Source organism: Blautia hydrogenotrophica DSM 10507, from assembly GCF_034356035.1.
GTDB classification, from domain to species: domain Bacteria; phylum Bacillota; class Clostridia; order Lachnospirales; family Lachnospiraceae; genus Blautia_A; species Blautia_A hydrogenotrophica.
Map to the genome: position 1 here is coordinate 1,949,175 of NZ_CP136423.1, position 26,809 is coordinate 1,975,983.

Annotated in this window: 24 protein-coding genes; 2 read left to right on the top strand and 22 right to left on the bottom strand. The window is 43.3% G+C overall.

Going from position 1 to position 26,809, the window contains the following annotated elements; all coding sequences use genetic code 11:
- Positions 1-15 precede the first annotated feature (15 nt).
- The 11 genes from BLHYD_RS09155 to BLHYD_RS09205 form a co-directional block, all read right to left on the bottom strand.
- On the bottom strand, positions 16-2,058 hold the full coding sequence (locus BLHYD_RS09155; RefSeq protein ID WP_005946035.1) for a HelD family protein: 2,043 nt from the start codon (positions 2,056-2,058) through the stop codon (positions 16-18).
- 673 nt (positions 2,059-2,731) lie between these two features.
- Positions 2,732-3,676: a sugar kinase gene (locus BLHYD_RS09160; protein ID WP_242857476.1), complete on the bottom strand. Its 945-nt coding sequence runs from the start codon at positions 3,674-3,676 to the stop codon at positions 2,732-2,734.
- A 141-nt stretch (positions 3,677-3,817) separates the two neighbouring features.
- Entirely contained in the window at positions 3,818-4,576 is a 759-nt protein-coding gene (locus BLHYD_RS09165) for an IclR family transcriptional regulator (protein ID WP_021844723.1), read from the bottom strand.
- A gap of 116 nt (positions 4,577-4,692) precedes the next feature.
- Entirely contained in the window at positions 4,693-5,583 is an 891-nt protein-coding gene (locus BLHYD_RS09170) for a bifunctional 4-hydroxy-2-oxoglutarate aldolase/2-dehydro-3-deoxy-phosphogluconate aldolase (RefSeq protein ID WP_050769851.1), read from the bottom strand.
- 3 nt (positions 5,584-5,586) lie between these two features.
- Positions 5,587-6,993 (bottom strand): dihydropyrimidinase, encoded by a 1,407-nt coding sequence (hydA, locus tag BLHYD_RS09175; RefSeq protein WP_021844721.1) that lies wholly within the window; start codon positions 6,991-6,993, stop codon positions 5,587-5,589.
- 25 nt (positions 6,994-7,018) lie between these two features.
- Positions 7,019-7,990: an ABC transporter permease gene (locus BLHYD_RS09180; RefSeq protein ID WP_005946115.1), complete on the bottom strand. Its 972-nt coding sequence runs from the start codon at positions 7,988-7,990 to the stop codon at positions 7,019-7,021.
- 2 nt (positions 7,991-7,992) lie between these two features.
- A complete protein-coding gene (locus BLHYD_RS09185) occupies positions 7,993-9,492 on the bottom strand; it encodes a sugar ABC transporter ATP-binding protein (RefSeq protein WP_005946116.1) in 1,500 nt (499 codons plus the stop codon).
- A 73-nt stretch (positions 9,493-9,565) separates the two neighbouring features.
- On the bottom strand, positions 9,566-10,618 hold the full coding sequence (locus tag BLHYD_RS09190; RefSeq protein ID WP_005946117.1) for a sugar ABC transporter substrate-binding protein: 1,053 nt from the start codon (positions 10,616-10,618) through the stop codon (positions 9,566-9,568).
- Between the two features lie 21 nt (positions 10,619-10,639).
- Entirely contained in the window at positions 10,640-11,365 is a 726-nt protein-coding gene (locus tag BLHYD_RS09195) for an aspartate/glutamate racemase family protein (protein WP_040350295.1), read from the bottom strand.
- Positions 11,366-11,436: 71 nt separating this feature from the next.
- Positions 11,437-12,612, bottom strand: coding sequence for a Zn-dependent hydrolase (locus BLHYD_RS09200; protein WP_005946119.1), 1,176 nt, complete (start codon positions 12,610-12,612; stop codon positions 11,437-11,439).
- Positions 12,609-13,784: a pyridoxal phosphate-dependent aminotransferase gene (locus BLHYD_RS09205; protein ID WP_005946120.1), complete on the bottom strand. Its 1,176-nt coding sequence runs from the start codon at positions 13,782-13,784 to the stop codon at positions 12,609-12,611. Before BLHYD_RS09205 ends, BLHYD_RS09200 begins: the two co-directional genes overlap by 4 nt.
- A gap of 436 nt (positions 13,785-14,220) precedes the next feature.
- On the opposite strand from BLHYD_RS09205, the gene BLHYD_RS09210 reads away from it, so the two are divergent.
- Complete coding sequence (locus tag BLHYD_RS09210) at positions 14,221-15,741, top strand: ASKHA domain-containing protein (RefSeq protein WP_005946122.1); 1,521 nt, start codon at positions 14,221-14,223, stop codon at positions 15,739-15,741.
- Positions 15,742-15,952: 211 nt separating this feature from the next.
- On the opposite strand, the gene BLHYD_RS09215 is transcribed toward BLHYD_RS09210, so the two are convergent.
- The 8 genes from BLHYD_RS09215 to BLHYD_RS09250 all read right to left on the bottom strand — a co-directional run bounded on the left by BLHYD_RS09215 (position 15,953) and on the right by BLHYD_RS09250 (position 21,838).
- Positions 15,953-16,660 (bottom strand): 5'-methylthioadenosine/adenosylhomocysteine nucleosidase, encoded by a 708-nt coding sequence (locus BLHYD_RS09215; RefSeq protein ID WP_005946124.1) that lies wholly within the window; start codon positions 16,658-16,660, stop codon positions 15,953-15,955.
- 40 nt (positions 16,661-16,700) lie between these two features.
- Positions 16,701-17,147, bottom strand: coding sequence for a GNAT family N-acetyltransferase (locus BLHYD_RS09220; protein WP_021844714.1), 447 nt, complete (start codon positions 17,145-17,147; stop codon positions 16,701-16,703).
- 1 nt (position 17,148) lies between these two features.
- The gene (locus tag BLHYD_RS09225; RefSeq protein WP_005946128.1) at positions 17,149-17,682 is read right to left on the bottom strand and encodes a nucleoside-triphosphatase; all 534 of its coding nucleotides are present in this window, start codon (positions 17,680-17,682) and stop codon (positions 17,149-17,151) included.
- Between the two features lie 15 nt (positions 17,683-17,697).
- The gene (locus tag BLHYD_RS09230) at positions 17,698-18,360 is read right to left on the bottom strand and encodes a YkgJ family cysteine cluster protein (protein WP_005946130.1); all 663 of its coding nucleotides are present in this window, start codon (positions 18,358-18,360) and stop codon (positions 17,698-17,700) included.
- 47 nt (positions 18,361-18,407) lie between these two features.
- Positions 18,408-19,856, bottom strand: coding sequence for a fibronectin type III domain-containing protein (locus BLHYD_RS09235; RefSeq protein WP_005946131.1), 1,449 nt, complete (start codon positions 19,854-19,856; stop codon positions 18,408-18,410).
- Between the two features lie 60 nt (positions 19,857-19,916).
- The gene (locus BLHYD_RS09240; RefSeq protein ID WP_005946133.1) at positions 19,917-20,105 is read right to left on the bottom strand and encodes a hypothetical protein; all 189 of its coding nucleotides are present in this window, start codon (positions 20,103-20,105) and stop codon (positions 19,917-19,919) included.
- Between the two features lie 77 nt (positions 20,106-20,182).
- Entirely contained in the window at positions 20,183-21,100 is a 918-nt protein-coding gene (locus BLHYD_RS09245; protein ID WP_005946135.1) for a SufB/SufD family protein, read from the bottom strand.
- 3 nt (positions 21,101-21,103) lie between these two features.
- Positions 21,104-21,838, bottom strand: a complete 735-nt coding sequence (locus tag BLHYD_RS09250; RefSeq protein WP_005946137.1) for an ABC transporter ATP-binding protein — start codon at positions 21,836-21,838, stop codon at positions 21,104-21,106.
- 207 nt (positions 21,839-22,045) lie between these two features.
- Here BLHYD_RS09250 and BLHYD_RS09255 point away from each other — a divergent pair, with 207 nt between their 5' ends.
- Positions 22,046-22,912, top strand: a complete 867-nt coding sequence (locus tag BLHYD_RS09255) for a homocysteine S-methyltransferase family protein (RefSeq protein ID WP_005946139.1) — start codon at positions 22,046-22,048, stop codon at positions 22,910-22,912.
- A gap of 4 nt (positions 22,913-22,916) precedes the next feature.
- Here BLHYD_RS09255 and BLHYD_RS09260 read toward each other — a convergent pair whose 3' ends face one another.
- From BLHYD_RS09260 to BLHYD_RS09270, 3 genes are all read right to left on the bottom strand, one after another.
- Positions 22,917-24,050: a DUF362 domain-containing protein gene (locus tag BLHYD_RS09260; RefSeq protein ID WP_260784501.1), complete on the bottom strand. Its 1,134-nt coding sequence runs from the start codon at positions 24,048-24,050 to the stop codon at positions 22,917-22,919.
- A gap of 15 nt (positions 24,051-24,065) precedes the next feature.
- Complete coding sequence (ptsP, locus tag BLHYD_RS09265; RefSeq protein WP_005946145.1) at positions 24,066-25,697, bottom strand: phosphoenolpyruvate--protein phosphotransferase; 1,632 nt, start codon at positions 25,695-25,697, stop codon at positions 24,066-24,068.
- Between the two features lie 62 nt (positions 25,698-25,759).
- Positions 25,760-26,806 carry a polyamine ABC transporter substrate-binding protein gene (locus BLHYD_RS09270; RefSeq protein ID WP_005946146.1) on the bottom strand — a complete coding sequence of 349 codons (1,047 nt, stop codon included), beginning with the start codon at positions 26,804-26,806 and terminating at the stop codon, positions 25,760-25,762.
- Positions 26,807-26,809: the final 3 nt, after the last annotated feature.

Sequence of the window (26,809 nt, forward strand, 5' to 3'; positions counted from 1 at the left end):
GTGACACCCTCTTTGTCAGCTCTGCACAGTCTCATAGACATAGAGCTCATGAAGCGCTCTAGTCGCCATGATATACTTCGCCTGACAATACAGGGGATGGCTCTGCCATTCCCCACAGATCGCAAACACTTGGTCAAACTCCAACCCCTTAGCCAGATAGAACGTAGTAACCGTGAGCCCTTTGTGAAAATTCGTGCTCTCCTTGTCCACATAGGTGCAGAAAAATCTTTCTTCCTGGCGAAGCCTCTTTGAAAAGTACGCTGCCGCTCTCCTAGCCTCCTCTTGGGTCATAGTGATCACCGCTGCCGTCTCGAATTCTTCCTCTCCCAGCTTTAACCGCTCCCAGATCTCGCCGCAGGCTCTTTCCAAGTCTGTAAAACAGATTTCTTCCACGGGCCGACCATGGCGCTCGAATAGTTCCATATCTGTGATTCCTGACAAGCTATTGGCATATCCAGCAATCTCCACGGTATTCCGGTAACTTTTATTCATCACAATCCTACGGATTCCCCGTCCGAAGATCTTAGACAAAAAACTTGTGACATCCCGCGCACGCTCACCGATTGTCTGGGCCCGATCACCTAAGATCGTCATCTTACACTGGAACATTTTCTCCAAAATTCGATACTGCATCGGCGAATAGTCCTGCATCTCGTCAATCACCAGGTGCTTAATCAGCCCACGCTTTGGGCAGGTACACAGCTGATATTTCAAATAGAGCACTGGATAGACATCTTCATACTGCAACCTGCGTTTTTCCCAGGGCACCTTGGCAAGCGTCTCATAACCAAAATCTTCCAAAAACCAATTGTAAATATCATAGAGATCTGTCGTCACATACATCCCCTGAAACTGCTCTTCTAGATTCACCCTGACATCGTCCGATAAATCCCGTCCAAGGCTGGTCTCGTACTCATCAATCAAATACTCGGCCACCGCATCCATTCTAGACAGCAGGGGAAAGTCCGGAAATTTATAATAAAACATCTCCATAACCCGGTTGGCAGATACACGAAAACTTCTATACTCCACCTTTTCAAAACGCATTAGTCTGTCTTCTAGTTCCAGTACGAACTGGTCCAGCTCTCCCATGAAAGCCTCCGACTGCTTTCGATCACCTGCCTGCTGTTCCTCGGATTCCAGAAACATCCGTTCAATCTGATCGTATTTCTCCTCACAATCTGAGACTACTTCTCTCAGCTCCCGATAAGCAAACAGATCAAAGCTCATCTCCTGAATATTTTCTTCTCCCAACTCAGGAAGGATATGGGAAATGTAATCGGAAAACACTTGATTCGGAGATAATACCAGGATATTCGACGATTTCAGATGTTCCCGGTCATGGTACAATAGATATGCGATACGGTGAAGGGCCACCGAAGTTTTCCCACTACCTGCCACCCCTTGAATCACCAGAATCCGATCCTGAGTATTTCGGATAATCGCATTTTGTTCTCTTTGAATCGTCCGTATAATATTTTTCAGCTTGATATCTCCATTGGCTCCTAATTCCGCCTTCAAGACCTCATCATCAATCTTCAGATCACTCTCAAACGCGTAAATCAACTTACCTTTTTGAATTTTATACTGCCATTTGGAAGTAATCTCTCCGCTCAGCAGTCCGCCGGGAGCCTGGTATGCGGCAGGCCCTTTGTCATAGTCGTAAAACAGGCCGCTCACCGGAGCTCTCCAGTCGTAGATCAGAGGTATCCTCCCCGCCTCCTCGGCAAAATTTCCAATTCCAATATAAAAGGTCTCCGCTTCTTCCTCTCCCTCATACAGAAAATCCACTCTTCCAAAAAACGGGGAATCCAGCATTCTGCGAAACCGGTGCCGCAGAATTTTCTGTTCCTGGTTTGCGTTCACCTGATTCAGCAATGCCTGGCGGTTGTCGAACTCCTCGTAGCCATACTGGTCCATCTCTGTGTAATTCTCCCAGTAGTAGTCATGCATCTGTTCGATCTCCCGCTCTCCTTCCTTCAAAGAACTGTCGATCCTCTCTATCCGTCTCCTTAACTTCTCCAAGACTAGTTTCAGATACTCTGTGACATTTTCCATTGCATTTCTCCTCTTTATATTTGAAACTCTTCCGATTTTTACACTACCTTTTTCTCCATGTCTATTTGGAAATTACTCGAATGGGTGAACTATAACTTTTCACATTATATAGTATCTGTCTTCATCCTGCAAGCATATCCGAATATCTTCAACTCCTCATAAATTTTCAAAGTGACACGTCTTTCTTTAAGAACAAAGTGGGCAAGCCCACTTCAGCTCCCCCATCCCCTCAATCTTTGAGGGGCGCGTCCCACTTTGCGCGCCGCCGCAACACCGCCTTGCGGTGCACTACCTTGTTGCGGCGTGTGCATCCCTAGCGGAGCGTTTTTGTAATAGGAAAGGGCCTTCACGCATTAGCGTGACAAGGTCTTTCCTATTACAGAACAAAGTGGGCAAGCCCACTTCAGCTCCCCCATCCCCTCAATCTTTGAGGGGCGCGTCCCACTTTGCGCGCCGCCACAACACCGCCTTGTGGTGCACTACCTTATTGCGGCGTGCGCATCCTTAGCGGAGCGTTTTTGTAATAGGAAGGAGCTTTCTCGCATTAGTGTGACAAAGTCTTTCCTATTACACAAAAAAGGTTTTAAACAACTATTTCTAAGTCATAAAAACCTATGACTAAAAAGCCGTTTAAAACCTCTTTCACCTTTGGTCAACCGTCACACTCTCACAGCTATGCAAGCAATCTGACGTGCTCTAAATATTCCTCTAATTCTAATTTCGTTGGCAAATCATGATTATCCGTTTTTGAAGTCACGATAATGGCTCCCATTGCATTGCCCCTCACTACAGAGTCATGTATGGAAAGATTTTCCAAAATTCCACTTAGAAATCCGGAAGCGAACGCATCTCCTGCTCCAATTGTATCAATCACTCGACTTACAGAAAATCCTTTCACATACGCGCCAACTCCATCGGAAGTTTTATAATACGCTCCTAGAGCTCCCAGTTTTATTACAACAACTTGTACACCTTTTTCCAAATAAAAGTCAGCGATATCTTCTACACGCTCTTTCTTTGTCAGGATTTTCCCTTCTGCAATGCCGGGAAGAATGATCTCACTACGGAATGCTATGCGGTTTAAAACACTGCGCATTTCCTCTTCTGACTTCCACAAGTTACGCCGGATATTGGGGTCAAAAGTAACTTTCATTTTACATTGTTGAGCCTTCTCTATCGCCCAAAAGCAGGCCTCTTGACTACTCTTCGACAAAGCTGCCGTAATCCCGCTGACATGCAAAATTTTAGCATTTTCAAAATTTGTTTTTTTCATATCGCAGATATCTATATGGGAAGCGGCAGAATTCTGTCTAAAATAAAATACTTTAGGATCCCCCGTTTTGACCTTTGACTTTATATAGGAACCGGTCAAATAGTTGGAATCCATATACACTCCACTATCGTCAATCTTTTCTTTATGAATAAAATCCAAAATGTATTCACCATAAGGATCTTTTCCCAGTCTCGTCACATATTTCACTTTGTGCCCCAGACGAGTAAGTCCCACTGCCACATTTAATTCCGCCCCCGCAAGCCCTCTAGAATAGCGGGAAACATCTTTAAACTCACCTTCTTTTGATGCAATAAAAACCACCATCGCCTCTCCAAAGGTTATCACATCAATCAACACACATACCTCCTATGTATAATAACTTTCAACCTTATTGTCAGATTTACAAAGCTTATATTTGTGTGTCAGTCAATGGTAGAATAGTTCTCTTTGATACTTAACAGAATAGGTATGATATTTTTTTAACGATTATCTATACCCCATACTTCTGGATATTTTTTTTGCACATTTCTTGACACACTCGCCTATTTTTTCTATTTTTTCTTTGGGAAACATGTCCAAAAAACCTGCAGCGCTGACTGCTGCTATCATATTCCCTCTGTAATCAAAAATTGGTGCCGCTACACATCGAACCCCAATCTCATTTTCCTCATCATCAATCGAGTATCCTCTTTGTTTTGTGACATATAAATCTTGCAGCAGTTCTGAGTACCCCGTACAAGTCTTCTCTGTAATCGCAGGCAAACCTCGTCTATGTACAATAGACTCGACTTCCTTTTCACTTAGACCAGAAAGCATTGCTTTACCCAATCCTGTTGCGTGCATATACGCGCGTTTGCCAATTTGTGAATACATACGGATGTTGCTGAAAGAACTAATTTTTTCCAGATATACTACTTCTCCCTCATCCATAGTTCCTAAATGCACAATCATACCTGTCTGTGCACGCAGTTCTTCCAAAAAAGGAAGTGCCTCCGTTTTCAACTGTAAATTGTTGAGATACAGACTGCACAAATCTACCATTCTCATCCCGATTCTATAATAGTTATTTTTATTTTTTTCCACATATCCGTGTTCCGCCAGTGTAGCAAGAATCCGGCTGACAGTACTCTTATTCAAGCCTAATTGTGCAGACAATTCTTTCACTAACATTCCTTCCGGTTTGTTTCCCAAAGCTTCTAAAATTTCGAAAGCTCGGTCTATTGATTGTACTGTTGGCGTAGACATATATCTTTCTCCTATAATTGTATTTTGCATTATTATACCATATCTTGGAAGTTCAACCAATAGACCCCCTTGCAAATGTCCTAAATTTTGAATATTATAATTACGCTTATATTTCTCTAATTCCCCCCAGTCAAATGCAACACAAGTTTAGAATTACTCTTTATCAAAATAGTCTCTTGATTTGTCGCCCCCTCTTTACGCACTTCAGAAAATGTCACGTCTTCCATAAACCCTATTCTCAGAAAATAGTTAATCGCCCTTCCAAAATCACTGGTTTGTATCGTCAACCTCCTGAGAGTCTCTGTATCCGAAAGTGTCTTATGAATGTATTCAAGAATACTGAACTGGCTCAAATTCCATCGTAAATCCAGCATACTGGTTATTGCTTGATTGATTTCCTTTTTTAAATTCTCTATGTTTGACGTTTTTAGATTTTCCTTCTTTATCAACCAACTTCCGCCACACGCAAGCATCCGGGGAAATTCCAAATACTCTTTGACATTACTATTGTTTATTCCTCCAGTTGCCAAATACCTCATCTCTGGAAAAGGAGCAGATATGGCTTTTAGCATAGCTAAACCTCCCATTGGAACAGCTGGAAATATTTTTACGCACTTTAACCCCAACCTTTGTGCCAGCTCTAAATCTGTTGGCGTCATGCACCCAGGAAAAGGCAAAACATTTCGATCCTGGCAATATTGAATCACCTCTGGATAGATACCGGGAGACAGAATAAACTCTGCTCCCGCCTGAATCGCTATTTTCGCTGTCGCTTTTGTCAAAACGGTCCCTGCTCCCACCAATATCTCGGGATACTCCTTTTTTAGTATCTTAATTGCCTCTTCTGCAGCTTTTGTGCGGAATGTAATTTCAACAATCGGTAGCCCACATTCCATCAATGCCTGACCTAAAAGCAACGCATCCCGTGCATTTTCCAGGGTCACCAATGGTATTATGCCATATTCTTGTATTCTCTGATATACAGAATCTGAATATAAATTTTGCAAAACTTACTTTCTCCCCTCATAGCAATAAGCATATGCCTCGCTGGCAATAAACTCACCTTGACCTAACTTCCCTACAAAAGTCGCATGATCTACCACAACCTTTCCTCTCAAAAGCACTGTTTCCGGACGCCCTATCTGTTCTCGTCCTTCGTAAATATTGTAATCTACGCCATTGGGATTGTCTTCCAAGCGGATTGTCCCTCTGTACGTCGGATCAAAGATGACAATATCTGCATCAGAGCCAACTGCAATCGTCCCTTTTCTGGGATATATACCATTGATCTTAGCTGGAAGAGTCGCACATACCTCTACGAATTTCTGCTTTGAAATCTTATTCTGAGCAACACCATTGGTCCAAATCATATTAATACGATCTGCTGCGCCAGGAGCTCCATTGGGAATATCCACAAAATTATTCCTGCCCTCCTGCTTCATTTCAGCTAAATCAATACCGCAATGATCCGATACAATCGCGCTTAAAATCCCGTCACGAACCCCCTGCCACATAGCCTTTAATTCCTGTTCATCTCTCAAAGCGGGAGAGCAAACATATTTTGCCGCTTCATTAAAATCAGGGTTATCCAATTTTTCCTTTGTCGTGGTCAGATATTGTGTACAAGTTTCTCCATAAACTCTTTGTCTCTTTGCCTTGGCCTCTGCCACCGCATCCGCTGCTCCTTTACAAGAAATATGTACAATAAATACCGGCGTATCTATCTGCTCTGCGAGATAAATTGCCCTTTTTGTAGCCTCAGTCTCTACCATTGGTGGTCTGGATACTGCATGATATTTGGGTTCTGTTTTTCCTGCCTTCACACATTCTGTCTGAAGCATTTTTATAATTTCTCCATTCTCTGCATGTACAAAAACAGTTACTCCTACCTTTTTGCTCTCTTCCATAACTCTTACTAAAGTGCCGTCATCCACATGCAGAGGGGAACCAATATAAGCCATAAAAGCCTTAATACTGGCAATTCCATATTTGGGAAGCTCTTTGATCTCCTCAAACATAGAATCTGTCACTTCTGTGATCAGAGAATGTAATGCAAAATCCACACACGTTTTCCCTTTTGCACGTACATGAATTCGATGCAAGGCAGATTCAATCAATCCACACCCTGGGTCTTGAGGCGCATAATCAATAATCGTCGTCGTCCCTCCAACAATCACCGCCTTCGTCGTCTCATAGCCCGCAGTATCTCTGTCACCAGAATTACACAAAGCTTCAAAATGTGTATGTTGATCGATTCCCCCAGGAAATACATATTTCCCCTCAGCCTGTATCACTCGTTCTGCATCTGCATGAAGATGTTCCCCGATTGCGACAATCTTTTCTCCTTCCACCAAGATATCCGCTTTAAATTCGTTCTCTGCTGTCAAAATAGTCCCATTTTTTATTAAAATTCCCATTTGCTTCCTCCTTTTTCTTCTATTTCTATTTTTTCCGTGTTTTCTGAATCGACGTGATTGTAACTGCCAAGAATATGACGAGTCCCTTTGCAATATCCTGATTATAGTACTGTACATTACACAATGTCAGTCCATTCGTGAGGACACCTATAATCATAGCTCCCACAAAAGTTCCTGCAATATTAAACTCTCCATTTTTAAAAGCCGTACCGCCTACATATACCGTTGCTAAAGCCTCCATCAGATAGTCATCACCCGCCGTTGGATGTGCAGTTCCCAAACGAGAAGACAAAATCAACGCTGCTAAGCCTGCTCCGATTCCGCTGACAACATAAGACCAGATCAGATTTTTCTTAACATTGACACCAGACATCATTGTAGACTCTTCATTTCCTCCAATTGCATATACATGCCTGCCAAATCTCGTATAATTAAGAAGAACAAAAACGATAATTAGAAAAATAATCATGAAGAAGATGGACGTTGGAATTCCCATAAAAAACTGTGCTCCAAAAACTCCAAATTCTTCCGGCATACCGGAAATGGGATGCCCTTTTGTATATGCTTGATTCACTCCAGAAATCAAAAATCCAATGGACAACGTCGCAATGAAATCAGGAATTCCTATAAACGCAACAGCCACACCACTCAAGCTGCCAAGAATGGCTCCTACAATCAGAGTAATGATAGCAGTAAGCCATACGGGAACGCCAAAATCAACCATCAAAGCCCCAGCTACAATTCCCAGAAAGCTAGCCGCATAACCAATGGTCAAATCAATTCTTCCAGTAATCATTACTACTGTTAGCCCCGTCCCTAAGATACTCAGAATTACGATCTGGCGCAGAATTGTCAATAGATTACCAAGGCTTAGAAAAGTAGATGGCTGTAATGCAGAAAACACAATAAACATGAATATCAAAAATAAAATCGTGCCATACTTCGTAGCATACTCTGAAATTCTTATTTTCTTATCCTTTACCGCTGTCTTTAACATAATTATCCTCCTATTGAATATTTCAGAATGGTTTCGGCATTCCGGAATTCATCTGGCTGCAAGATTTTGACAACCTCGCCCTCTTTCATAATCGCAATCCTGTCGCAAATAGACTGAACCTCCGGAATCTCTGAAGAAATAATAATAACTGAAGCTCCTTCTCCCGAAATCCGTTCGATCAGAGAATAAATTTCACTTTTTGCACCGACATCAATTCCTCTCGTAGGTTCATCAAAAATGTAAATGTCCACAGGCATGTCTATAAATTTTGCCAGTACCACTTTTTGCTGATTTCCTCCACTTAGACTTCCGGCTGAATTTTCTATGCTCGCACAAGCTAACTGAAGATTATCTTTTGATTTTAAAATGCTCTCTTTTTCTTTTTTCTGATCGATAAATCCTAATCGACTGAAATTTTTCAGTTTCGTCAGCGAAGCATTTTTTCGAATGGACATATTCATAACTAAACCCTGTTTTCTTCTTTCCTCGGGAATTAGTACCAAGCCTGCTTTCATAGATTCTCTGATATTCTTAAAACGCACTTGTTTTCCTTTATAGGTGACAACTCCGCTCTTTAGAGGATCAATTCCCAATAGAGCGCGTATCATCTCCGTGCGCCCCGAACCTACCAGACCGTAAAACCCTAATATTTCTCCTTTGTGCAGAGCAAAACTTACATCCTTCACCATTTTGTCGCAACTTACATGTTCTGCCTGCAAAATTACTTCATCTAATATTTTTGTTTCTTTTCGGATGTCCAAGCTTTCTGAGTTACGATTCACCATGTCTTTAATCAACTGTTCCTGAGTAATTTCAGCAACTGGATAAGTAGCGATAACTTCCCCATCTCTCAAAACCGTAATTTCATCACATATCTCAAAAATTTCCTCTAATTTATGAGATATGTATATAATTGTTTTTCCCTGGCTCCTCAGATACTTCATATATTTCAAGAAATCGTCAATCTCCTGTTTCCCTAGCCTCGCAGTAGGCTCATCCATGATGATAATTTCTGCATTTAAAGACAAGACTTTTGCAATCACTAACATTTGTTTTTGGGAAACACTTAGGCTGCTTACTTTTGCTCTGACATCCAAATCAATTTTTAGATCCCTTAAAACCTTCTCTGTTTCCTCGAACATAAGCTGTCGATCTATCATTTTTAACTTATTACATTGTTCTCTTCCCAGATAAATATTCTCTGCAACCGTAAAATACTCAACCAATGCCAATTCCTGAGGAACAATCGCCAATTTCTGCACCTGTGCTTCCATCACCGATTTAATTTTTGATTCTCTGCCAAAGAGATACACTTTTCCCTCATCGCATTTTAACAGGCCGCAAAGCATTTTCATTAAAGTCGATTTTCCAGCGCCGTTTTCTCCCAAAAGTGCGTGGATTGTTCCTTTTTTTACTGTCAAATTAGCATTATGGACCGCACAGATTCCACCAAAATATTTACTAATATTAACCATTTGAACTGCCAATTCCTGTTCAGCCATAAATTGCTCCTTTCCCTTTTTTCATTTCTGGCTGCTTTGCGCTATACAAAGCAGCCAGATACAGCGTCAAATATCACTCACCATTTTCTTTCAGGTAAGACTCTGTTTTCTCAATCCATTCATCCACATTTTCTTTTGTAATCATAATATACGGCATCTCATGGAACATGGACACATTTTCTCCTGCTTCCAAGTCCGCTATCGTCTCAATTACATTATTTGTAGTCGCTTCCAAATCTGCCACCGATGTAGCGATAATCTGTTCTCCATCTCTGATCTCATATAAAACATCAATCTCTCCATCCGCACCTACAATCTTAATATCTGTTTTTCCCAAGGCTTCACATGCCTGAGCAGCTCCCAATGCCTCCAAATCAAAGGTACACCAGATTGTCTCTACATCTGGATTCTGCTGAAGAGCGCTCTCTACGCCATTATAAGCTAGTTCTGTAGTTCCCGGATAACCGGTTGTAATCCGATTTACCAGTTTTATATTCGAATATTCCTTCAGCATTGCTTCTTGCACATTTACTCTTGCACGAATTGCAGGATGCTCGTTGTGACCTGTTGCAATGATTTCTCCATCATATCCCATCTCGCTGGCCAGCATCATATACATCGTTGCACCCAACGCAAAATCATTCTTGGTAAAATACGCCGATATTCCCGGTATATAGCCGGATTCCACACTGATAACATGCACACCTTTAGAAGCAGCCTCTTTTACCGCATTCGTTAAACCATCTGTATCCCCATTCAATACAACGATTACATTGCAGCCTTGCTGAACTAAATTTTCAATATCCGTGGACTGCTGAACCGCCGTACCGTTAGCATTCGTGGCCATACATTCATATCCTGCAGCTTTTACCTTTTCCTGCATCAACTCAAACACTTGGCGATTATTGATCGCATCCAACGCATTGATGCTTACGCCTACTACCACATCTCCATCCATTGGAGCCGTTTCTTTTGAATCACTAGATTCTTCGGTAGCCGCTGCTTTCTCCTCTTTCGACGTTTCTTCCACAGGAGCGTCTGCCGGACTCTCTGTCGTACATCCTGCCATCAACATAGACGTCGTCAATACACAACTCACCAACATTCCAATAAATTTTCTCTTCATATTTTCTTCTCCTTGTATAAATTAAAGCCCTGTATAACCAACATATTCTTTTGCCTCTGGATATTTCCATGTATTCACTTTACTGGTTTTTAGTCCCATATCCACCAATGCTTCCGCAAATTTCACTGCCGGCATAACACCATCTAATACTGGCACACCTAAACGACTTTTCAACCGTTCCACAAAGTCCACAAATCCCGCACATCCCAGTAGAATACATTCTGCTCCATCTTCACGGACAGCTTGAATACTCTCTCTTTCCAAAGCTTCCAGTCCTTTTTTGGGGTTTTCCCCAAATTCCAGCACACTTAATCCAGTGGAACGAATAGAACGGCAAAATTGTGTCGCCCCATAATTGAAAACCACATCTTCTGTCACCTTCCTAGACCGATCTAAAACTGAGACAATGGAAAAATAAGGCGCAATCATCTTAGCCGCTGCAATGGCTGACTCCGCAATTCCCAACACCGGTTTATCTGTAATTTCTCTCGCTGCCTGTAATCCCGGATCTCCAAAACAAGAGATGATATATGCATCCGCATTTTCCTCTCGGTCCCCCTTTACAATTTCTTTCAGGACTCCTGGCACAGATAAATACTCATCGACATAGCACTCAATACTGTCTACCCCCATGTCTGGACTTACCGCGTATACCTGTGTGTCCTTACGAGCATATTTTCTCGCGCACATTTCAATACTCTCTGTCATGGATTGCGTTGTGTTGGGATTAATCAACTTAATCTTCACATTTTCACCTCCTTGTTCTCATTTTTTATCCTTATCATTCACCGTATTTTCTACGGTGATAAAAAGAATTTTCATAATTTTTCTAATTTTAAGATCATCTCTAACAGTAAATTTGTCCCTCTTTCCATATCTTCAGGCTCACTCTTCTCCAAAATACTATGGCTAATCCCATCCACACTTGGTATAAAGAGCATCGCAGTGGGGGTAAACAAGGCCATATTTATGGAATCGTGTCCCGCGCCACTTGGCATCTCTATGTAAGGGATCTTTTGCTCCTGGCAGCACAAACCTAACAAATTTTTCAACTGTGCGTCCATCTCAGTCTCTCTTTGCCAAAGAAATCGTTCTATAGACACCCGATCAGAGCAAAATTCGTCCATAAATTTGTCCACTGCTTTCTGGATATCACCCATATCTAAACAACGCAGCTCAACACAAAATTCCACCATTCCAGGAATTACATTCACAACTCCTGGTTCTACCGACAACTTTCCTACTGTACATGTCATAGAGGAATTCACTTCTTTGCATATATCAATCATTCTCAGTATCATTTGACTCGCTTTTACAAGCGCATCTTCCCTTAAATTCATCGGAGTACTTCCCGCATGGTTTGATTTTCCACATACCGTAACCTTATATCTGGCAATCCCGAAAATTCCTTCCACCACTCCAATAGGTATCTGATTAGCTTCCAAGACTCCGCCCTGCTCAATGTGTAATTCTAAATAACATTTATAGTCCTCAGAGCTTCTTTTTGAACTTTGAATGCTTCGTGAATCCATACCATAAAAAGAAATTTTACGCATTACATCCTCTTCCTGGTCAACACCCGCGAAAGCCTTACTGCCAAAAGTCCCTCCAATCACATTCCCCTCCTCTTCTGTGAATGCGATTACTTCCATACTGTAATGATTCTGATACCCATTTTCCCGCAGAGTCTGTATCGCTTCTATTCCTGCCAGAACACCCAGCGCTCCGTCAAACATGCCTCCATTTGGAACTGTATCAATGTGTGAACCTATTGAGATTATTTGTTTACTCTTTCCGCCTATCCGTCCTGTTAGATTTCCCACACCGTCTATCATCGTTTGCATCCCAGCTTGTTCCATTAAATGTTTTACGTAATCTCTCCCTTCATGGAATGTCTCTGAGTATGCCATCCTTGTAGTCCCAAGTTCTGGCTCATAACCAATCCCCCCAAGCGTTTTTATATGATTGTAAAGACGTTTTCCATTAATCCTCATTTGTTCTCTCTTTCTATCATCTCTCTAACAAATTCCTCAATCAGTTCCAAGCCTCTTTCGATCATCTCCATGGAAGTTGCATAGGAAATCCTCACATATCCTTCTCCGCCATCCCCAAAAGCTGTTCCTGGAACCACTACCACCTGTTTACTTTCCAATAATTTATCCGCAAACTCATCGGATGTAATTCCAAGTTCCTTTATATTTACAAAAGCATAAAATGTCCCCTTCGGACTTTTACAACTTAATCTAGGAATCTCTCGAATTCTCTTTATGATTCTATCTCTTCTCTGTCTGTACTGATTCAACATAAATTTCTTAAAATCCTGGGAACCTCTAAGGGCTTCCAAAGCTGCATATTGACAAGGCATAGCTGCACATGCAGAAACGTTTTCTTGAAGCTTAGTGATATTTGCAATAATCTCTTCTGGCCCCGCTGCATACCCAATTCTCCAGCCAGTCATTGCATATTCCTTCGAAAAGCTGTTAATCACAATTGTTCGTTCTTTCATTCCCTCTAAGGAAGCAATTGAAGAATAGTCTTTATCATCATATAAAATCCCTTTATAAACCTCATCCGATATAACAATGACTTTATTCTTCTGGGCAATCTGAGCAATTCCCTTTAAATTTTCCAAATTAAGTACGCTCCCCGTCGGATTGTTAGGAGAATTCAAAAGAATGGCCTTTGTTTTTTTTGTTATAGCGTTTTCCAAATCCTGCAAATTTAGCATAAAATCATTTTCTTCTTTGCAGGATATCAAAACCGGTACGCCTCCACACATCTTTACCTGTTGCAAATAATTAGTCCAAAATGGTTCACAAATAATTACTTCATCCCCCGGATTTAAGATGGATTTTAAAGTCAGATAAAGTGCCCCCATAGCGCCTACAGTGACTGTAATCTCATTCTTTGGATTGTAATAGACCTCATACTCTTTCAATAAAATTTTGCTAATCTCTTGCCTAAGTGGCAAAATCCCTGCATTCTCAGAATATTTCGTATTTCCGTTCATAATTGCTTGACAACCTGCTTCTACTACATTCTGAGAAGCTGTGAAATCAGGTTCTCCCAAAGTAAAATTAATTACTTTATCATACTTTAAAGATTTATTAAACATCTTTCTTATTTTGGAAGCCTGAATTTCTTTTGAATTCTCCGATAGATACATAAGCCCCTCCTTTGTTTCATATTATAAAACTTAGTTTTATTTTTAGTCTAGATCTTAAACTCGCCAAATGCGAGTTTCATATTATGAATCTATGTTTTATTAATTAAATAATATCATAAAATTTGATAGCAATCAATATTTTATCAAAAAATTCAGCATATACACATTTCACATATTTTTATTTTAAATATTGTGACTTTTTTTGCAACTATTTGATTAATAAAAAATCTCGTATTTTATATCGGGAATATTTTTAAAAAATAAAGGTATATTTCTCCTTTAAAAAGCCTGTTTCTCTCAGGATATCAGGCGGAATCCCCTCTGTTGGTCTTATCATAAAGGAATGATTTTTCTTTCAAGATGTGTTATAATGTTCCAGAATTGTCAAATTTGCTGAATGATATCTCATTTTGTAATTTAGATAAAGGAGTTTACTATGCGCGGAATTACAAAAAAAATCCATTTAACCCTTCCTATCCCCACAGAGGAAGACTGTGTATCTGACCAAGAACGGATTCAGAGAGCCTTAAAAAAACAGGGAGTGGATGCAGTACTGCCTCTGCCCATTCTAAGAAAACTCTACCCTTTCTGCACAGAAGAAAACTGGGACTTTACCATCTCACTGGCCTATGACGGAGGCCAGTGGACAGCCGTAAACCTAGAACCTCAAGACACTACTGCCTGTCACTACGGATACGCCGCCGATTTAGGCAGTACGACTTTGGTGATTCGCCTGTTAAACTGCAATACCGGTGAAATACTAGGAGAAGCCAGTGTCTACAACCATCAAATACAGTTCGGCGAAGACATTCTCACCAGAATTTTTCACGCAAAGGACCAGCCTGAACATCTGGAACAGATTCGCCGTGCCACTGTCGATACTTTTTTGGAAGTTTTTGCGCAGCTAGAAAATATGACCGGCATCTCCTGTTCGGAGTGTATCAGTATGGTTGTCGCTGGAAACACCACCATGGTTCACTTTCTTCTGGGAATAGACGCATTCTGTGTCTTTTCTTCCCCCTATGCAGTCCACACGCTGAATCCTGGATTTCTCTGCGCCCGTGAGCTTGGTTTTCCTCTGCTCGGATACGTATATTGTTATCCGGGAAAGGCCAACTATCTGGGCGGAGACATCATAAGCGGTGCCATCGCTACCCGTATCTATGAAAAAAAAGAACTTTCTTTATTCTTTGACATTGGTACCAACGGTGAACTCATCATCGGCAACCGAGAATTCTTGTTGTGCGGCGCTGGCGCTGCCGGCCCTGCCTTAGAAGGCGGTTCTGTCAAAACTGGAATGCGAGCAGTACCAGGAGCTGTCGAGCGGGTAGAGCTAAAAGACGGCCATTTTCATCTTCTGACTATCGGCCAAAAACCTCCCCAGGGAATCTGCGGGTCTGGAATCGTGGACATGCTAGCACAGCTCTTTCTCAATGGCTGGATTAGTATTCAAGGCAAATTTCTTCCGGAAAAAAGCCCTTTAATTCATCTAGAGGAGGAAGAGTACTGTGTCACCTATGCTCCTGGCCTAAATTTCTATCAAAGCGACATCGACGAATTTCTAAAGACAAAGGCTGCCGCCGTCACCATGATTTACTACATGTTGGAACTGACAGGATTGCCCGCAGACGAGATCGGGCATTTCTACATGGCTGGAGCTTTCGGAGCTCATATTTCCAAAGAATCCGCCGTCACCATCGGTATGTATCCTGATGTGGAGCGCGAAAAGCTGGTGCCTGTTGGAAATTCTTCTCTGACTGGAGCACAGATGCTGCTTCTGGACAGAAGCATTCTGGAATACTTAGACCGAATCATTGAAACTATGGAGTACGTCCAGTTTGGAGCCGTGGACAATTTCATCCATCTCATGACCGCTGCGACAGCGATTCCTCATACGAATCTCGAACAGTACCCTTCCGTCGTGGATGAGATGAAACGCAGAGGTCTGCTAAGATAAGTGAGCAAGCTCATTTTTCGCCTTCGCCGTATCGTCGAAAATTTCTCCACATAACATAATAAAAAAATTGAGCGATACCTTCGCTCTGTTTATAGAAAAATCAGGAGAATATCCTCTTGTTTGTGGATATTCTCCTGATTTTTAGCATAGTTTAATAAAACGTCTCTTTTTAAGCTTTAGTAATCGGATGTTTCCGCTTTCTCTTCTAGTTTTATTGTCTCAATTTATGCTGTCTGCTATAATCTTTCAACACAGCTACTGTAATATCTTTTGCAATCATGGAAGCTTCAACACAATTTTCTTCAAAATTTTTGACGCCATTATGTTCAACAGTATCTGTAATACAGCGAATGGAAAGAAATGGTACCTTATTTACATAACATACATGAGCGATACTTGCCGTTTCCATATCGACCGCCAAAGGTGCAAATTCATCATTGATCTTTTTACGCCCCTCATCTGTGATAAAGGCTTTCCCCGTTACAATCCGTCCCCAGAACACTTTGCCTTTCGCCTCCATTTCCTTTACAACTCTTTCAGATATTTTTATCAATTCTCGGTCTGCTTCAAAAAATACAGTTTTCAACCACGGGTGAAATTCCGTTAAAATATCTTGTGCAACATCGTGATAACAGGTTTCCGTAGATATAACAGTATCAAATATTCTAAGCTTTGGGTTCATTCCGCCTGCTGTCCCTGCATTGATAACGATATTCACTTCAAAAAGGTCAATCAGTATTTGTGTTGCTATGGCAGCGTTTACCTTACATACCCCTGAAAATAAAGCAACAACCTGCACATCACAAATTTGTCCCTCATAAAATTTCAGCATTGCCCTTTCCGTAATTTTGCAATTATCTATCATGGCTAAAAAAGGAACAAGTTCATCATCACTGGCACAAACAATTCCAATTTTCATAACTTTTCCTCCTTACCTACTGATTTGTGAAAACTGAAGCCTATTCAGCTAATCTCATGTATAAAAGTGGGTATGGATTTCCTTGCTCATCACACTCTGTTCTTCTATAAACTTCAAATCCCATATGTTCATAGAACCCTTTTGCAAGAGGGTTCTGTTCATTCACAGCCAGATTATTGACTGAATACTTCTCAATTCCGTATTGAAGCAATTTCTTTCCAATTCCTTTTCCTCTTTCTTCGTGAGCGATAAAAAGCATTTCCAGATGTTGCTTTGCAATCCCCATAAATCCGACAGGGAGCTGTTTCTCATTTACTGCTATAAATAAACGAGGGATTTCTTTTAATGCCTGCGGAACATATTCTTTGATTTCTTCTATCTCACTCTCAGATAAGAACAAGTGTGTTGCCTTTACAGAACTTTCCCACACTCCTAATAACTGTTCTATCAGTAATGAATTTCTGCTTGTTGCTTCAATAATGTTCATCTTAACCTCCATAACTGATGATCTCTCTGACTATATTCACCAACATTCCCTCCATATCACCCCTGTTTTCTCTAGTGATCTCATAGACACAGACATCTTCCCGTCTTTCGATGGCCTGAACCAGTCTTCCACCACCCTTTTGCAACACACCTAATACCAGTCTCTGCCGGTCCAGGCAGTCTAAGACCGCCCTTTGAAACTCATATGCCTTGTCTTCTGCCGCACCGATCTCATCCATCAGCAAGACCTCTTCCGGACTGTATGCCTTTAATAGATTCGCTCCCAAATAGTCAAAGGTCTCAGGTATCTGTATCTTTCTCTCATTTCTGATACGAACCACAATAGGACTGTCATTCTCTGGCATCCACCCTTCTGTTAATCCATGAAGGTAATATCCCTTTTTCTTTCCCTCGATCATCAGCGGCCTGGTCTCGTACCCGCGAAGAGGCAACGCATTTTCCTCAAATATCTTCCTCAGCAAATAACTCTTTCCCACCTGCTTTTCCCCGGTCAAAAAGCAATGCTTTCTTTTCACTATGCCTTTCCTCTCTCAATTCTCTAAAGCCAACAGTGCCTTCGCCTCTCGCAGACGTTCTTCAAACTGTGCATAAAAATCCCTCTCGGCTCCATAAGGTTTTCGATAAAATTGATTCAAGATATAGAGGCACAGATTTTTCGTCGACTGTGGGTCTTTCAGACGCTCGACAGCGTTCTCTGCCTCCTTCAAAAAAGCATGCCATTCTCTTATATACTTCTCATATAATCTCAGACTCGGTATCCCAATCCACTTGTGAATTTTTTCTTTTATCTTAGCTGGATGGTGGCATTCCCCTTTCTGGACAAAATATTGAAAGGTATTTCCTTGATAATATCTTCCCAGAGGAAACAGACGGCAGACTCCCGGGCGAAACTTATGAATTCTGCAGCGATTCTCACTGCTCAAAAAGAAACACGATTCCCCTTGTCCTATCATCTTCAAATTCGGCAAAATCACGCCGTCCACCACTTGCAGCTCCACTGCCTCCGAGAGCAGATCATCAAAAGTCACTCCCAGATTCCTCGTCATCTCCCAGATATCCCAAGGGTCTAGAATTACAGAGTGCCCCATTCCCCGGCAGCATCCACCGCAGCCGCTACAGCTTAGCTTTGCCATATCATTGGACGAATAAAACTTTCCATCCGAGATCTCGCCAATCTCCACGTTTCTTCTCATACCCTCTCTCCTAAAACATCTTCTCTCTCAGCTTTCACACCGTCCGGTCAAATCTTACACTCTTTGCTCTGACCATAAACGCTATAGTAATTTTTTCCATTGACTTTAGCACCAGCGCGCACTCGGTATTTGTAGGTTTTTCCTCTCTTCACAGTCGTATCTTTGTATTGATAGGTACCTGCTTTCACTGTCCCGATTCGCGACCACTTTCCGTTGTCCAGGCGATACACATAGAAAAAGTCCGCCTTGCTGTTCTTCGTCCACTTCAACTGCACAGCGCTTTTACTCTTAGACGCTACCGTGACGACTGGCTTGTCCGGCGGCACCACAATCTGGCTGCTTGCTCTCTTTTCACTCCAGACTTTCCTGCCGTTCACATAGCGATACGCGGCTATGCGGTAGGTGTATGCTTTCGTCTGCTCTACATTCTTATCATCAAGATACAGACTAGTCCGATTGCAGTACCACTCAAACTGCCCATCTCCGACCTTCCTCGTGATGTGATATCCGTCTGCACCAGCCACCTTTCCCCAAGTGACCCGAATCTGATCGTCATTGACCTTGGCTCCAATCCCCGGCGTGTTTAAAACTGCTTTCGCACGCACGTCAGTCCTATATTTTCCCACCACTCTTCTTTGAGATGTCACTCTCTGGGCACGCACGGTATAGTAATAATTCACCCCGGTCTGAGCTGTCTTGTCCACATATTTCAAAGTATTGGCAGACACTCTCTTCAACCATTTCCATGTTTCCGATGAGGAAGTCCTTCGAAAAACATCATACTGAGTCGCACCTGCTGTCTTCTCCCAGGAAAGCTGAACGCTACAGTAGTTCAAAGGCTTTGCCGTAAAATCAACAATCTCCAATTTCGTCACAGCCGACATGGTATTTCCATATTGAGTAAAAATTCTCTCGCTTTCCCCTTGGCAGAATCCTCTCACCGTATACTCGTAGCGAACTCCTGTCTGGGCCTTCTCATCCACATAGGAATTCGTCAGCGCCTTGGCATACCATTTCCAGCCCTCAGTCCCCTTTACCCGACGATAGACAGAGTATCCCTGCGCCTCCTCCACCTCATCCCAAGACAACTGGACCGTCTGATAGTCCATCGCCTGAATCTCAGTCACCACAGGAACCTGCGCCTGAAATTCTTTCTCCGTCATCCCTTCATCCGGCTCCATCTCTTGGGACTCCTCGTTCACATCCGTCCCATCCCCGGATCTCAATTCTTCCGTTTCCTGCTTCGTCTCCTCCGAGAAAACTTCAGGAACCTCCTGTCTTTCCTCTTCTGTCCCGCTGTCAGGCAAGTCCGCTTCTTCCTCATCTGTCTCCTCGAAGGTGCTTTCTGCGGCATCCTCCTGCACCGTCAGGTTCTGTGCACCCTCCTGCATCATCAGGTTCTGTTCCTCACCGGGATTCGCATAAACAGTGTTTCCCACTCCCGCGGTCAGGCACAAGGTGACTGCCAGCGCTTTCATCCATTTTTTATTTCTCATATTCTTCCTCCTGATCTTTCCGCTGTCTCTCCCCTCTTAGACAGCCTCAATCTATTTTAATCACTCCAATTCCTCTTGCCTTCTGTGTGGTGTTTTCAATCGTGTTTTATTATAGCAGATTTTCTTCCTGCTATCTAGTTTTTCTAAAAAAGAATCCTGCTTGTAGGATTCTCCGCCTGCGGCGGGTTGCGTCAGCAACATTTTCGTCTCCGCCGCAGTGCGATCCACGCGGAACGTTTTTTGCTTCATAAGTACGCAGTTTCCTGATAAAACAAAAAAGGACCTTTCATTTCTCAAATGAAAAGTCCTTCTTATATTTCTATCCTCTATTTCAAGAAGCCGCTGACGATCTGTTCTTCCGCCTCTGACTCTGTCAGACCCAGTGTCATAAGCTTGATGATCTGCTCTCCAGCGATTTTTCCGATCGCAGCCTCATGAATCAAAGCCGCGTCCGGGTTGTTTGCTGTGATTTCCGGAAGTGCGCTGATTTTCGCCTCATCCATGATGATTGCATCACATTCTGTATGTCCATTGCACTTTGCATTTCCAATAATATTAGATGAGAACATTTGATAAGAAGAATCTCTGGCTACAGACCTGGATACCACATTGGCACTAGAACCCTCACCATTCATCTCTACATCGAAATGGCTGTCTGCCCTCTGCGCACCGTGAGTCATCAACCTTTCCATGACTTCCAGCTTTGCTCCCTTCGCTAGCTTTGCCTGGGTCAGACGTTTTGTGGAATCCACGCCTTTGATCTGGACAGTGTCCATTTCCATATAGCTGTCCTCTCCCAGCTCCACCACCGTCTCGGGATTCATGATTCTCTTTCCCATACCATCTCCGCTTCCATAGTGCTTCTCCACATATTTCACACGGGAGTTCCTGCCGATATAAAAGCGATGAATTCCATCGTGCTGACTGTTGGAATTTCCACAGTTGTCAATTCCGCAGCCCGCCACAATCGTCACCTCACAGCCGTCTCCGATAAAGAAGTCATTGTAGACCACTTCGTTTAAACCGCTCTGACTCAAAATTACAGGAATATGAAGACTCTCGTTTTTTGTCCCGTCCGCAATATGAATGTCAATTCCCTTACCGTCGTCTTTACTGGTAATCTGGATATGTTCTGTGCTGTTTCTCTCCACACTCTGACCGTTTGCCCGTATATTATAAGCTCCTTCCGGAACCTCATGCAGTCCTGAAACTGCCTCCAATAACTGTCTTTGAATCGCGTCCATCCCTTAACACCTCTCAATCTTGCTGCAAGCAAAATCAGCCGCGTTTGCCGTCCCCAAAAGAGTCGGTAAAACTTCGTCTTTGCTTCCATGTTTTACTAATTCCCCATCTGCAATCAAAAGAATTTCATCCGCAATGTTCAAAATCCGCTCTTGATGGGAAATAATCAAAATTGAACCCTGAATCTGACTGTGCATTTTTTCAAACACCTGAATCAAATTCTGAAAGCTCCACAAGTCAATTCCCGCCTCAGGTTCATCAAATACAGAAACTCTCGTCTTCCTGGCCATGATCGTCGCGATCTCAATGCGCTTAATCTCTCCTCCCGACAGACTCGCATCTACCTCACGGTTGATATAATCTTTCGCGCACAGTCCCACCTCTGACAGATACTCACAGGCTCCGCTGACGGAAATCTCTTTCCCAGATGCCAGACGAATCAAATCGAATACGGTCACACCTTTGAACCGTACCGGCTGCTGAAAGGCATAGCTGATTCCCAATCTAGCTCTCTGTGTAATATCTAAGTCTGTGATATCCTCTCCGTCCCAGAGAATTCTCCCTGAATTTGGCGTCTCAATGCCTGCGATCACCTTTGCCAGCGTAGATTTTCCACCGCCGTTAGGTCCCGTAATCACCACAAATTTATTATCCGGTAAGACAAAACTTACGTCTTTTAAAATCTCCTTCTCGCCTCGCTCTCCAGCGACCTCGAAGGAAATGTGCTCTAACTCTAACATCTTTTCTCCTCCATCCGTAGTCTTAACTTGCGCAGTGCCACCTCTATCTCAACCTAATTTCAATGCACCGCCCTAGCTTATAGTACCAGTTTTTGAAAATTTTTCAACCCCTTAGAGAAATTTTTAGAGTATATTTGCCCAATTTATCAAAATATGGTATTCTAATTACAATTAGTATTTTTTAATATCTCACAGAGGAGAACACTTATGAAAAGAGAAGAATTTCAGACACAAATTAAATTCCCCCTTTTGCTGGACGGAGCCACAGGCTCCAACCTTATGGCCGCAGGAATGCCCCGCGGTGTCTGTACAGAAATCTGGGTACGAGACCACAAGGACGTGTTTCTCAGACTGCAAAAAGCATACATAGAAGCTGGAAGCCAGGTAATCTACGCGCCTACCTTCGGTGGCAATCGCATCAGCCTCTCCATGCACGGCCTAGAAAATGAAATAGAAGCTTTAAACAAAACACTGGTCTCCTACTCGCTGGAGGCTGCTGACGACAAGGTGTTGGTAGCCGGTGATCTGACCACCACAGGCAAAATGATGGCCCCTGCCGGCGAACTGAGCTATGAACAGGCCTTTGAAGTCTATCAAGAACAAATTCACTATTTAGCTGAGGCAGGGGTCGATCTTCTCGCCGTTGAGACCATGATTAGCATAGAAGAAACTTTGGCGGCCTTAGACGCCGCTTTATCCGTCTGTGATCTCCCTGTCATGTGCTCCATGACCATAGAATCCGACGGCAGCCTCTTCACCGGTGGGAACATCTTTGAGGCAGCCCTTGCCCTAGAAAGCGCCGGAGCCAGCGCTGTGGGCATCAACTGTTCCGTCGGCCCAGAACAACTGGTGGCAATTATCCGCACACTCTATGAGACTGTTTCCATCCCAGTCATTGCGAAACCCAATGCGGGAATGCCCGTTATCGACGATCTCGGCCAGGCAGTCTACAATATGACCCCACAAGATTTTGCTCTGCACATGAAAACTCTGGTAGATATGGGGGCTTCTATCGTCGGAGGCTGCTGTGGAACCACACCCGAATTCATCCGTAGGATGACAGAAATCCTCTAGCCTCTTACTTTACTTGAATTGCTTTTTTCGGACACATCTCCTGGCAACAAAAGCATCGGATACATTTTCTGTAATTGTATACCGGTGCTTTTTTTCCAATGAACTTCAAAGCTTTTCCCTCTACCGGACAACTATCTACGCAAATTCCACAGCCAATGCATTTGTCCTCTAGAATATAAGGCTTCTTCTGGAATATATGAAAGAATTTCGCCATCCATACCCACCAGTCACTCTTTTGAGGACTACGATCTACCACAAACTTAGGATTTCCAAATCTACGAACCGCCTCTTCCATGGAAATCTCACCGTCAGGAAGCAAAAGACAGATACGCTCTGGATGCCAATAACCCAGCCCCATCTTCTCCCCTTGATCGTTCGTGGGCACTAGTTGAGGTTTTAGATAAATCAAATGACTGAACACACTATCCAATGCCACTGGGTCCTGAGACATTAAAATTACATTCATCGGCACCGGGTCCCCGGAGCCTGGCCCGTTTCCTTCCATGGCCATAATTCCGTCCATAATGTGAAGTCTGGGCTTCACATGGAAATTCAAGTCCACCAGCATTCTGGCAAAGCTGTGGGCGTCTGGATACTTTGTATGTCCTTTTGCCTTATGAAATCCATAGATACAACCGTATAGATTTTTCACTGCACCGGTAATTCTCTCTAGCTGGTGCGTCTTCATCTTGCAGACATTAATCAAGGCATCTGACTCCTCCACCTCAGCGGCCATCACAAATTCTTTCGCCTGTCTCCCCTGAGGAAAGTCCACCCGTACTCCCCGGTCAAAATCCACTGCCTGAACTCCCTGCTCACTTAAAATCTGGTCCATCCCACAAAGCTCCATCACCTTCCTGGCAGTACTCGTCCCGCAGGAATCCCCTACTTTTATCTGCCGATAGCCCTCCTCCTTTAATAAAAGGGCAAAAGCCCCCATAACCGCAGGATGCGTTATGACGGCTTTCTCAGTTTCTGACTTTTTCAGCAAATTGGGTTTCAACAAGATAGTTTCATTCTTTTTTACAATGGAAGACAGACCTCCTAAAAGTTCCAGTCCTCTTTTTAGTTGTCTCTTAAGCTCTTCTTCCTCATAAGCCTTACAAGGAAGCAAAACAACCTTGCTTCTTTTCTCCATCTTATCCCTTTCCAGTCATTTCTCTTCTACTTTTCTCAAATCCAGATTACGCACGATCTTTCGGGCCGGCAAAATACAGGCGGGCGCCATAGACAAAGCATCTACTCCCAGATTCAAAAAATAAGGAATCATCACATTTTCCGCAGCCAGCTCTCCGCAGACCAAAACCTTTTTACCTGCCTCATGAGTAGACTTTATTACCATCTCCATCATTCGAAGAACACCCGGGTGATGTCTGTCAAACTTCCTTTCTAGTTGAGGATTCTGGGCATCCATAGCTAAGACATACTGGGTCAGATCATTGGTTCCCAAGCTGATAAAGTCCGCTTTCTCAGCAAGTTCAGAGCTGATCATAGCCGCTGCTGGAGTCTCAACCATGATGCCGTTGGGGATGTCTTTATAGGGGATCTCTCTTTGATCCAGACCTTTTTTCACATCTTCTACAATCTCCCAGATTTCTTCCACCTCCCACATAGAAGTGATCATTGGATACATAATCGCCAAATTTCCGTAGATGCTGGCACGGTAGATCGCTCGGATTTGGGCGCGAAACATCTTTTTTCGATCCAGGCAGACCCGGATTCCTCGATTTCCCATGGCAGGATTCAGCTCCTGCGGCAGATTCATATAGTTCGCCTGCTTGTCTGCTCCCAGGTCCACCGTCCGAATGACGACTCTGCGGTCTCCCATGGTCTGCGCTACCTGACGGTATACCCGGTAAAGCTCTCCTTCTCTGGGATAGTTCTCTCTTCCCAGATATTGAAACTCACTGCGCAGTAGACCGATTCCTGACGCACCATTAGTCAGAACACTGTCCAAATCCTCCAGATTTGCAATGTTCGCCAAAAGCTCAACCTTCGTTCCGTCTTTGGTCACATCTTCCGCGTCTCTTAGTTTCAACAATTCTTCCTGTTTTTTCAAGTCACAGACCTGTTTTTCCTGGTAGACTTTCAAGGTGTCCGTATCAGGCTCCACATAGAGCGTGCCATTGTACCCATCCACGATTCCGATACAGCCATCCCATTCTACGTCCACCTCCAATCCGATCAACACCGGAATGTTGATCGTCTTCGCCAAGATAGAAGTGTGAGAAATCGCTGAACCCTGCTTTGTCACAATCGCCAGCAGCTTCTTCTGGTCCACCTCCATCACATGTGCCGGCGAGAGTTCCCGGGAAACCAGAATCACAGGCTCCTCTCCTTGAATCCGGTCCCGGCTGATACTATCCAAAATTCCAATCAACTGATCTGAGATATACCGGATACTCTCCACTCTGGCCTGCACATAAGGGTCATCCAACTTTGCAAAAGTCGTAGACAGCTCATCCTTTGTGGTAGCAATCGCATAGGATACATTCACCTTCTCCGACTGTACCATACTCTCAATTGCCCGGATAAAACTGCTGTTTTCCAAAAGCTGGATGTACGTCTCAATCCGCCTGAGTGTCCTCCCCAGCTCCGCCTGTTCCTTTTTATGCCAGTCCTGCAACTCCTCAATCGCTTTTTTTCTGGCCTTTTGAAAACGTATCAACTCACTTTGTGTATCTGTGACCGTATACTTATGAATATGCTGTTCGCATCCGCGGTAAAACTGTATCTTACCTATCGCTATTCCTGGAAACGTCCCTACTCCGTGATAGACATTCATCGCTTGTCACCCCCGCTTGACGATCTTTCTTATATTTCAACCTACTTTCTTTGCATTCTGTCTCAGTCACAAGCCGCTTTAAACTCCGTCCAGTTTTTGTTATACTGAATATCCGCCTCTTCACTTACATTCTGGACAATTTCACCTTTGTTCACGGAATCCGGCACCACCAAATTCGGATCTACCAGCTCGTCCGCCGCCTTGTTGGTACTGTAATAGCCGATACTATTAAAACACTGCGCCGCCACCTCTGGTTCGAGAATGTAGTCGAGGAACTGATAAGCCGCCTCCTCATTTGGAGCTTCCTTCGGAATAAACATATTCATGATACCAAAGCCCAATCCTTCCTCTGGGTATACCACTTTCAAATCCGGATTTTCCTGGAGTGCCAAAGTCACTTGGGATGTGTACAGGAATCCGACACTGGCCTCCCCATTCAGCAGAGCATTCTGTGTGTTATCGTCCTGAATCAGACGCACATTCGGTGCCAGCTCCAACAGCTTCTCTCCCGTCTCCTTAATCACATCTACATCTTCCTCATTCATACTCCTTCCCATGGCAAGCTGAGTAATTCCATTGATTACGCGGTAGTTCGCCGTAAGGGCAATGCTGTCTTTCAGTGATGGATCCCAGAGATCTTTGTAACCCTTGATCTCGATATCCACCTGCTCAGGATCATAGACAATCAACGGAATTCCTGCCCCATAGGGAACCGTATAGGCATCCTCCGGATCATAAAACTGCCCCTGATACAGCGGATTCACATTTCCGATATTCTCCAATTTTTCCTTGTCCAGCTTCTGGGCTAGCTCCTGCTGTATTACCGTTTCCAAAATATAATCGTCGGCAATTACCACATCATAATCTCCGCCCTCTGCCTGGGCCAGCTTTTCTAACATGGTCTCGTCCGTGTCAAAGTTGGAGTAGATAATCTTGATGCCGGTCTCCTCCTCAAATCCGTCTAAGACCTCCTGGGGAAACATAGCTTCCCAGGTATACAGTACCATTTCCCCTGCATCCTTATCAGAGCTTCCACCTGAGCATCCACTCAGCATAGAAGTTCCCAGCACTGTCATCCCTAATATTCCTGCTATCACTTTCTTTTTCATTGA

Coding starts and splice junctions, on each gene's coding strand:
- BLHYD_RS09155 (WP_005946035.1), bottom strand. CDS start 2,058: ATGGAAAATGTCACAGAGTATCTGAAACTAGTCTTGGAGAAGTTAAGG.
- BLHYD_RS09165 (WP_021844723.1), bottom strand. CDS start 4,576: ATGTCTACGCCAACAGTACAATCAATAGACCGAGCTTTCGAAATTTTA.
- hydA (WP_021844721.1), bottom strand. CDS start 6,993: ATGGGAATTTTAATAAAAAATGGGACTATTTTGACAGCAGAGAACGAA.
- BLHYD_RS09180 (WP_005946115.1), bottom strand. CDS start 7,990: ATGTTAAAGACAGCGGTAAAGGATAAGAAAATAAGAATTTCAGAGTAT.
- BLHYD_RS09185 (WP_005946116.1), bottom strand. CDS start 9,492: ATGGCTGAACAGGAATTGGCAGTTCAAATGGTTAATATTAGTAAATAT.
- BLHYD_RS09190 (WP_005946117.1), bottom strand. CDS start 10,618: ATGAAGAGAAAATTTATTGGAATGTTGGTGAGTTGTGTATTGACGACG.
- BLHYD_RS09200 (WP_005946119.1), bottom strand. CDS start 12,612: ATGAGGATTAATGGAAAACGTCTTTACAATCATATAAAAACGCTTGGG.
- BLHYD_RS09205 (WP_005946120.1), bottom strand. CDS start 13,784: ATGTATCTATCGGAGAATTCAAAAGAAATTCAGGCTTCCAAAATAAGA.
- BLHYD_RS09210 (WP_005946122.1), top strand. CDS start 14,221: ATGCGCGGAATTACAAAAAAAATCCATTTAACCCTTCCTATCCCCACA.
- BLHYD_RS09215 (WP_005946124.1), bottom strand. CDS start 16,660: ATGAAAATTGGAATTGTTTGTGCCAGTGATGATGAACTTGTTCCTTTT.
- BLHYD_RS09220 (WP_021844714.1), bottom strand. CDS start 17,147: ATGAACATTATTGAAGCAACAAGCAGAAATTCATTACTGATAGAACAG.
- BLHYD_RS09230 (WP_005946130.1), bottom strand. CDS start 18,360: ATGAGAAGAAACGTGGAGATTGGCGAGATCTCGGATGGAAAGTTTTAT.
- BLHYD_RS09235 (WP_005946131.1), bottom strand. CDS start 19,856: ATGAGAAATAAAAAATGGATGAAAGCGCTGGCAGTCACCTTGTGCCTG.
- BLHYD_RS09240 (WP_005946133.1), bottom strand. CDS start 20,105: ATGAAGCAAAAAACGTTCCGCGTGGATCGCACTGCGGCGGAGACGAAA.
- BLHYD_RS09245 (WP_005946135.1), bottom strand. CDS start 21,100: ATGGACGCGATTCAAAGACAGTTATTGGAGGCAGTTTCAGGACTGCAT.
- BLHYD_RS09250 (WP_005946137.1), bottom strand. CDS start 21,838: ATGTTAGAGTTAGAGCACATTTCCTTCGAGGTCGCTGGAGAGCGAGGC.
- BLHYD_RS09255 (WP_005946139.1), top strand. CDS start 22,046: ATGAAAAGAGAAGAATTTCAGACACAAATTAAATTCCCCCTTTTGCTG.
- BLHYD_RS09260 (WP_260784501.1), bottom strand. CDS start 24,050: ATGGAGAAAAGAAGCAAGGTTGTTTTGCTTCCTTGTAAGGCTTATGAG.
- ptsP (WP_005946145.1), bottom strand. CDS start 25,697: ATGAATGTCTATCACGGAGTAGGGACGTTTCCAGGAATAGCGATAGGT.
- BLHYD_RS09270 (WP_005946146.1), bottom strand. CDS start 26,806: ATGAAAAAGAAAGTGATAGCAGGAATATTAGGGATGACAGTGCTGGGA.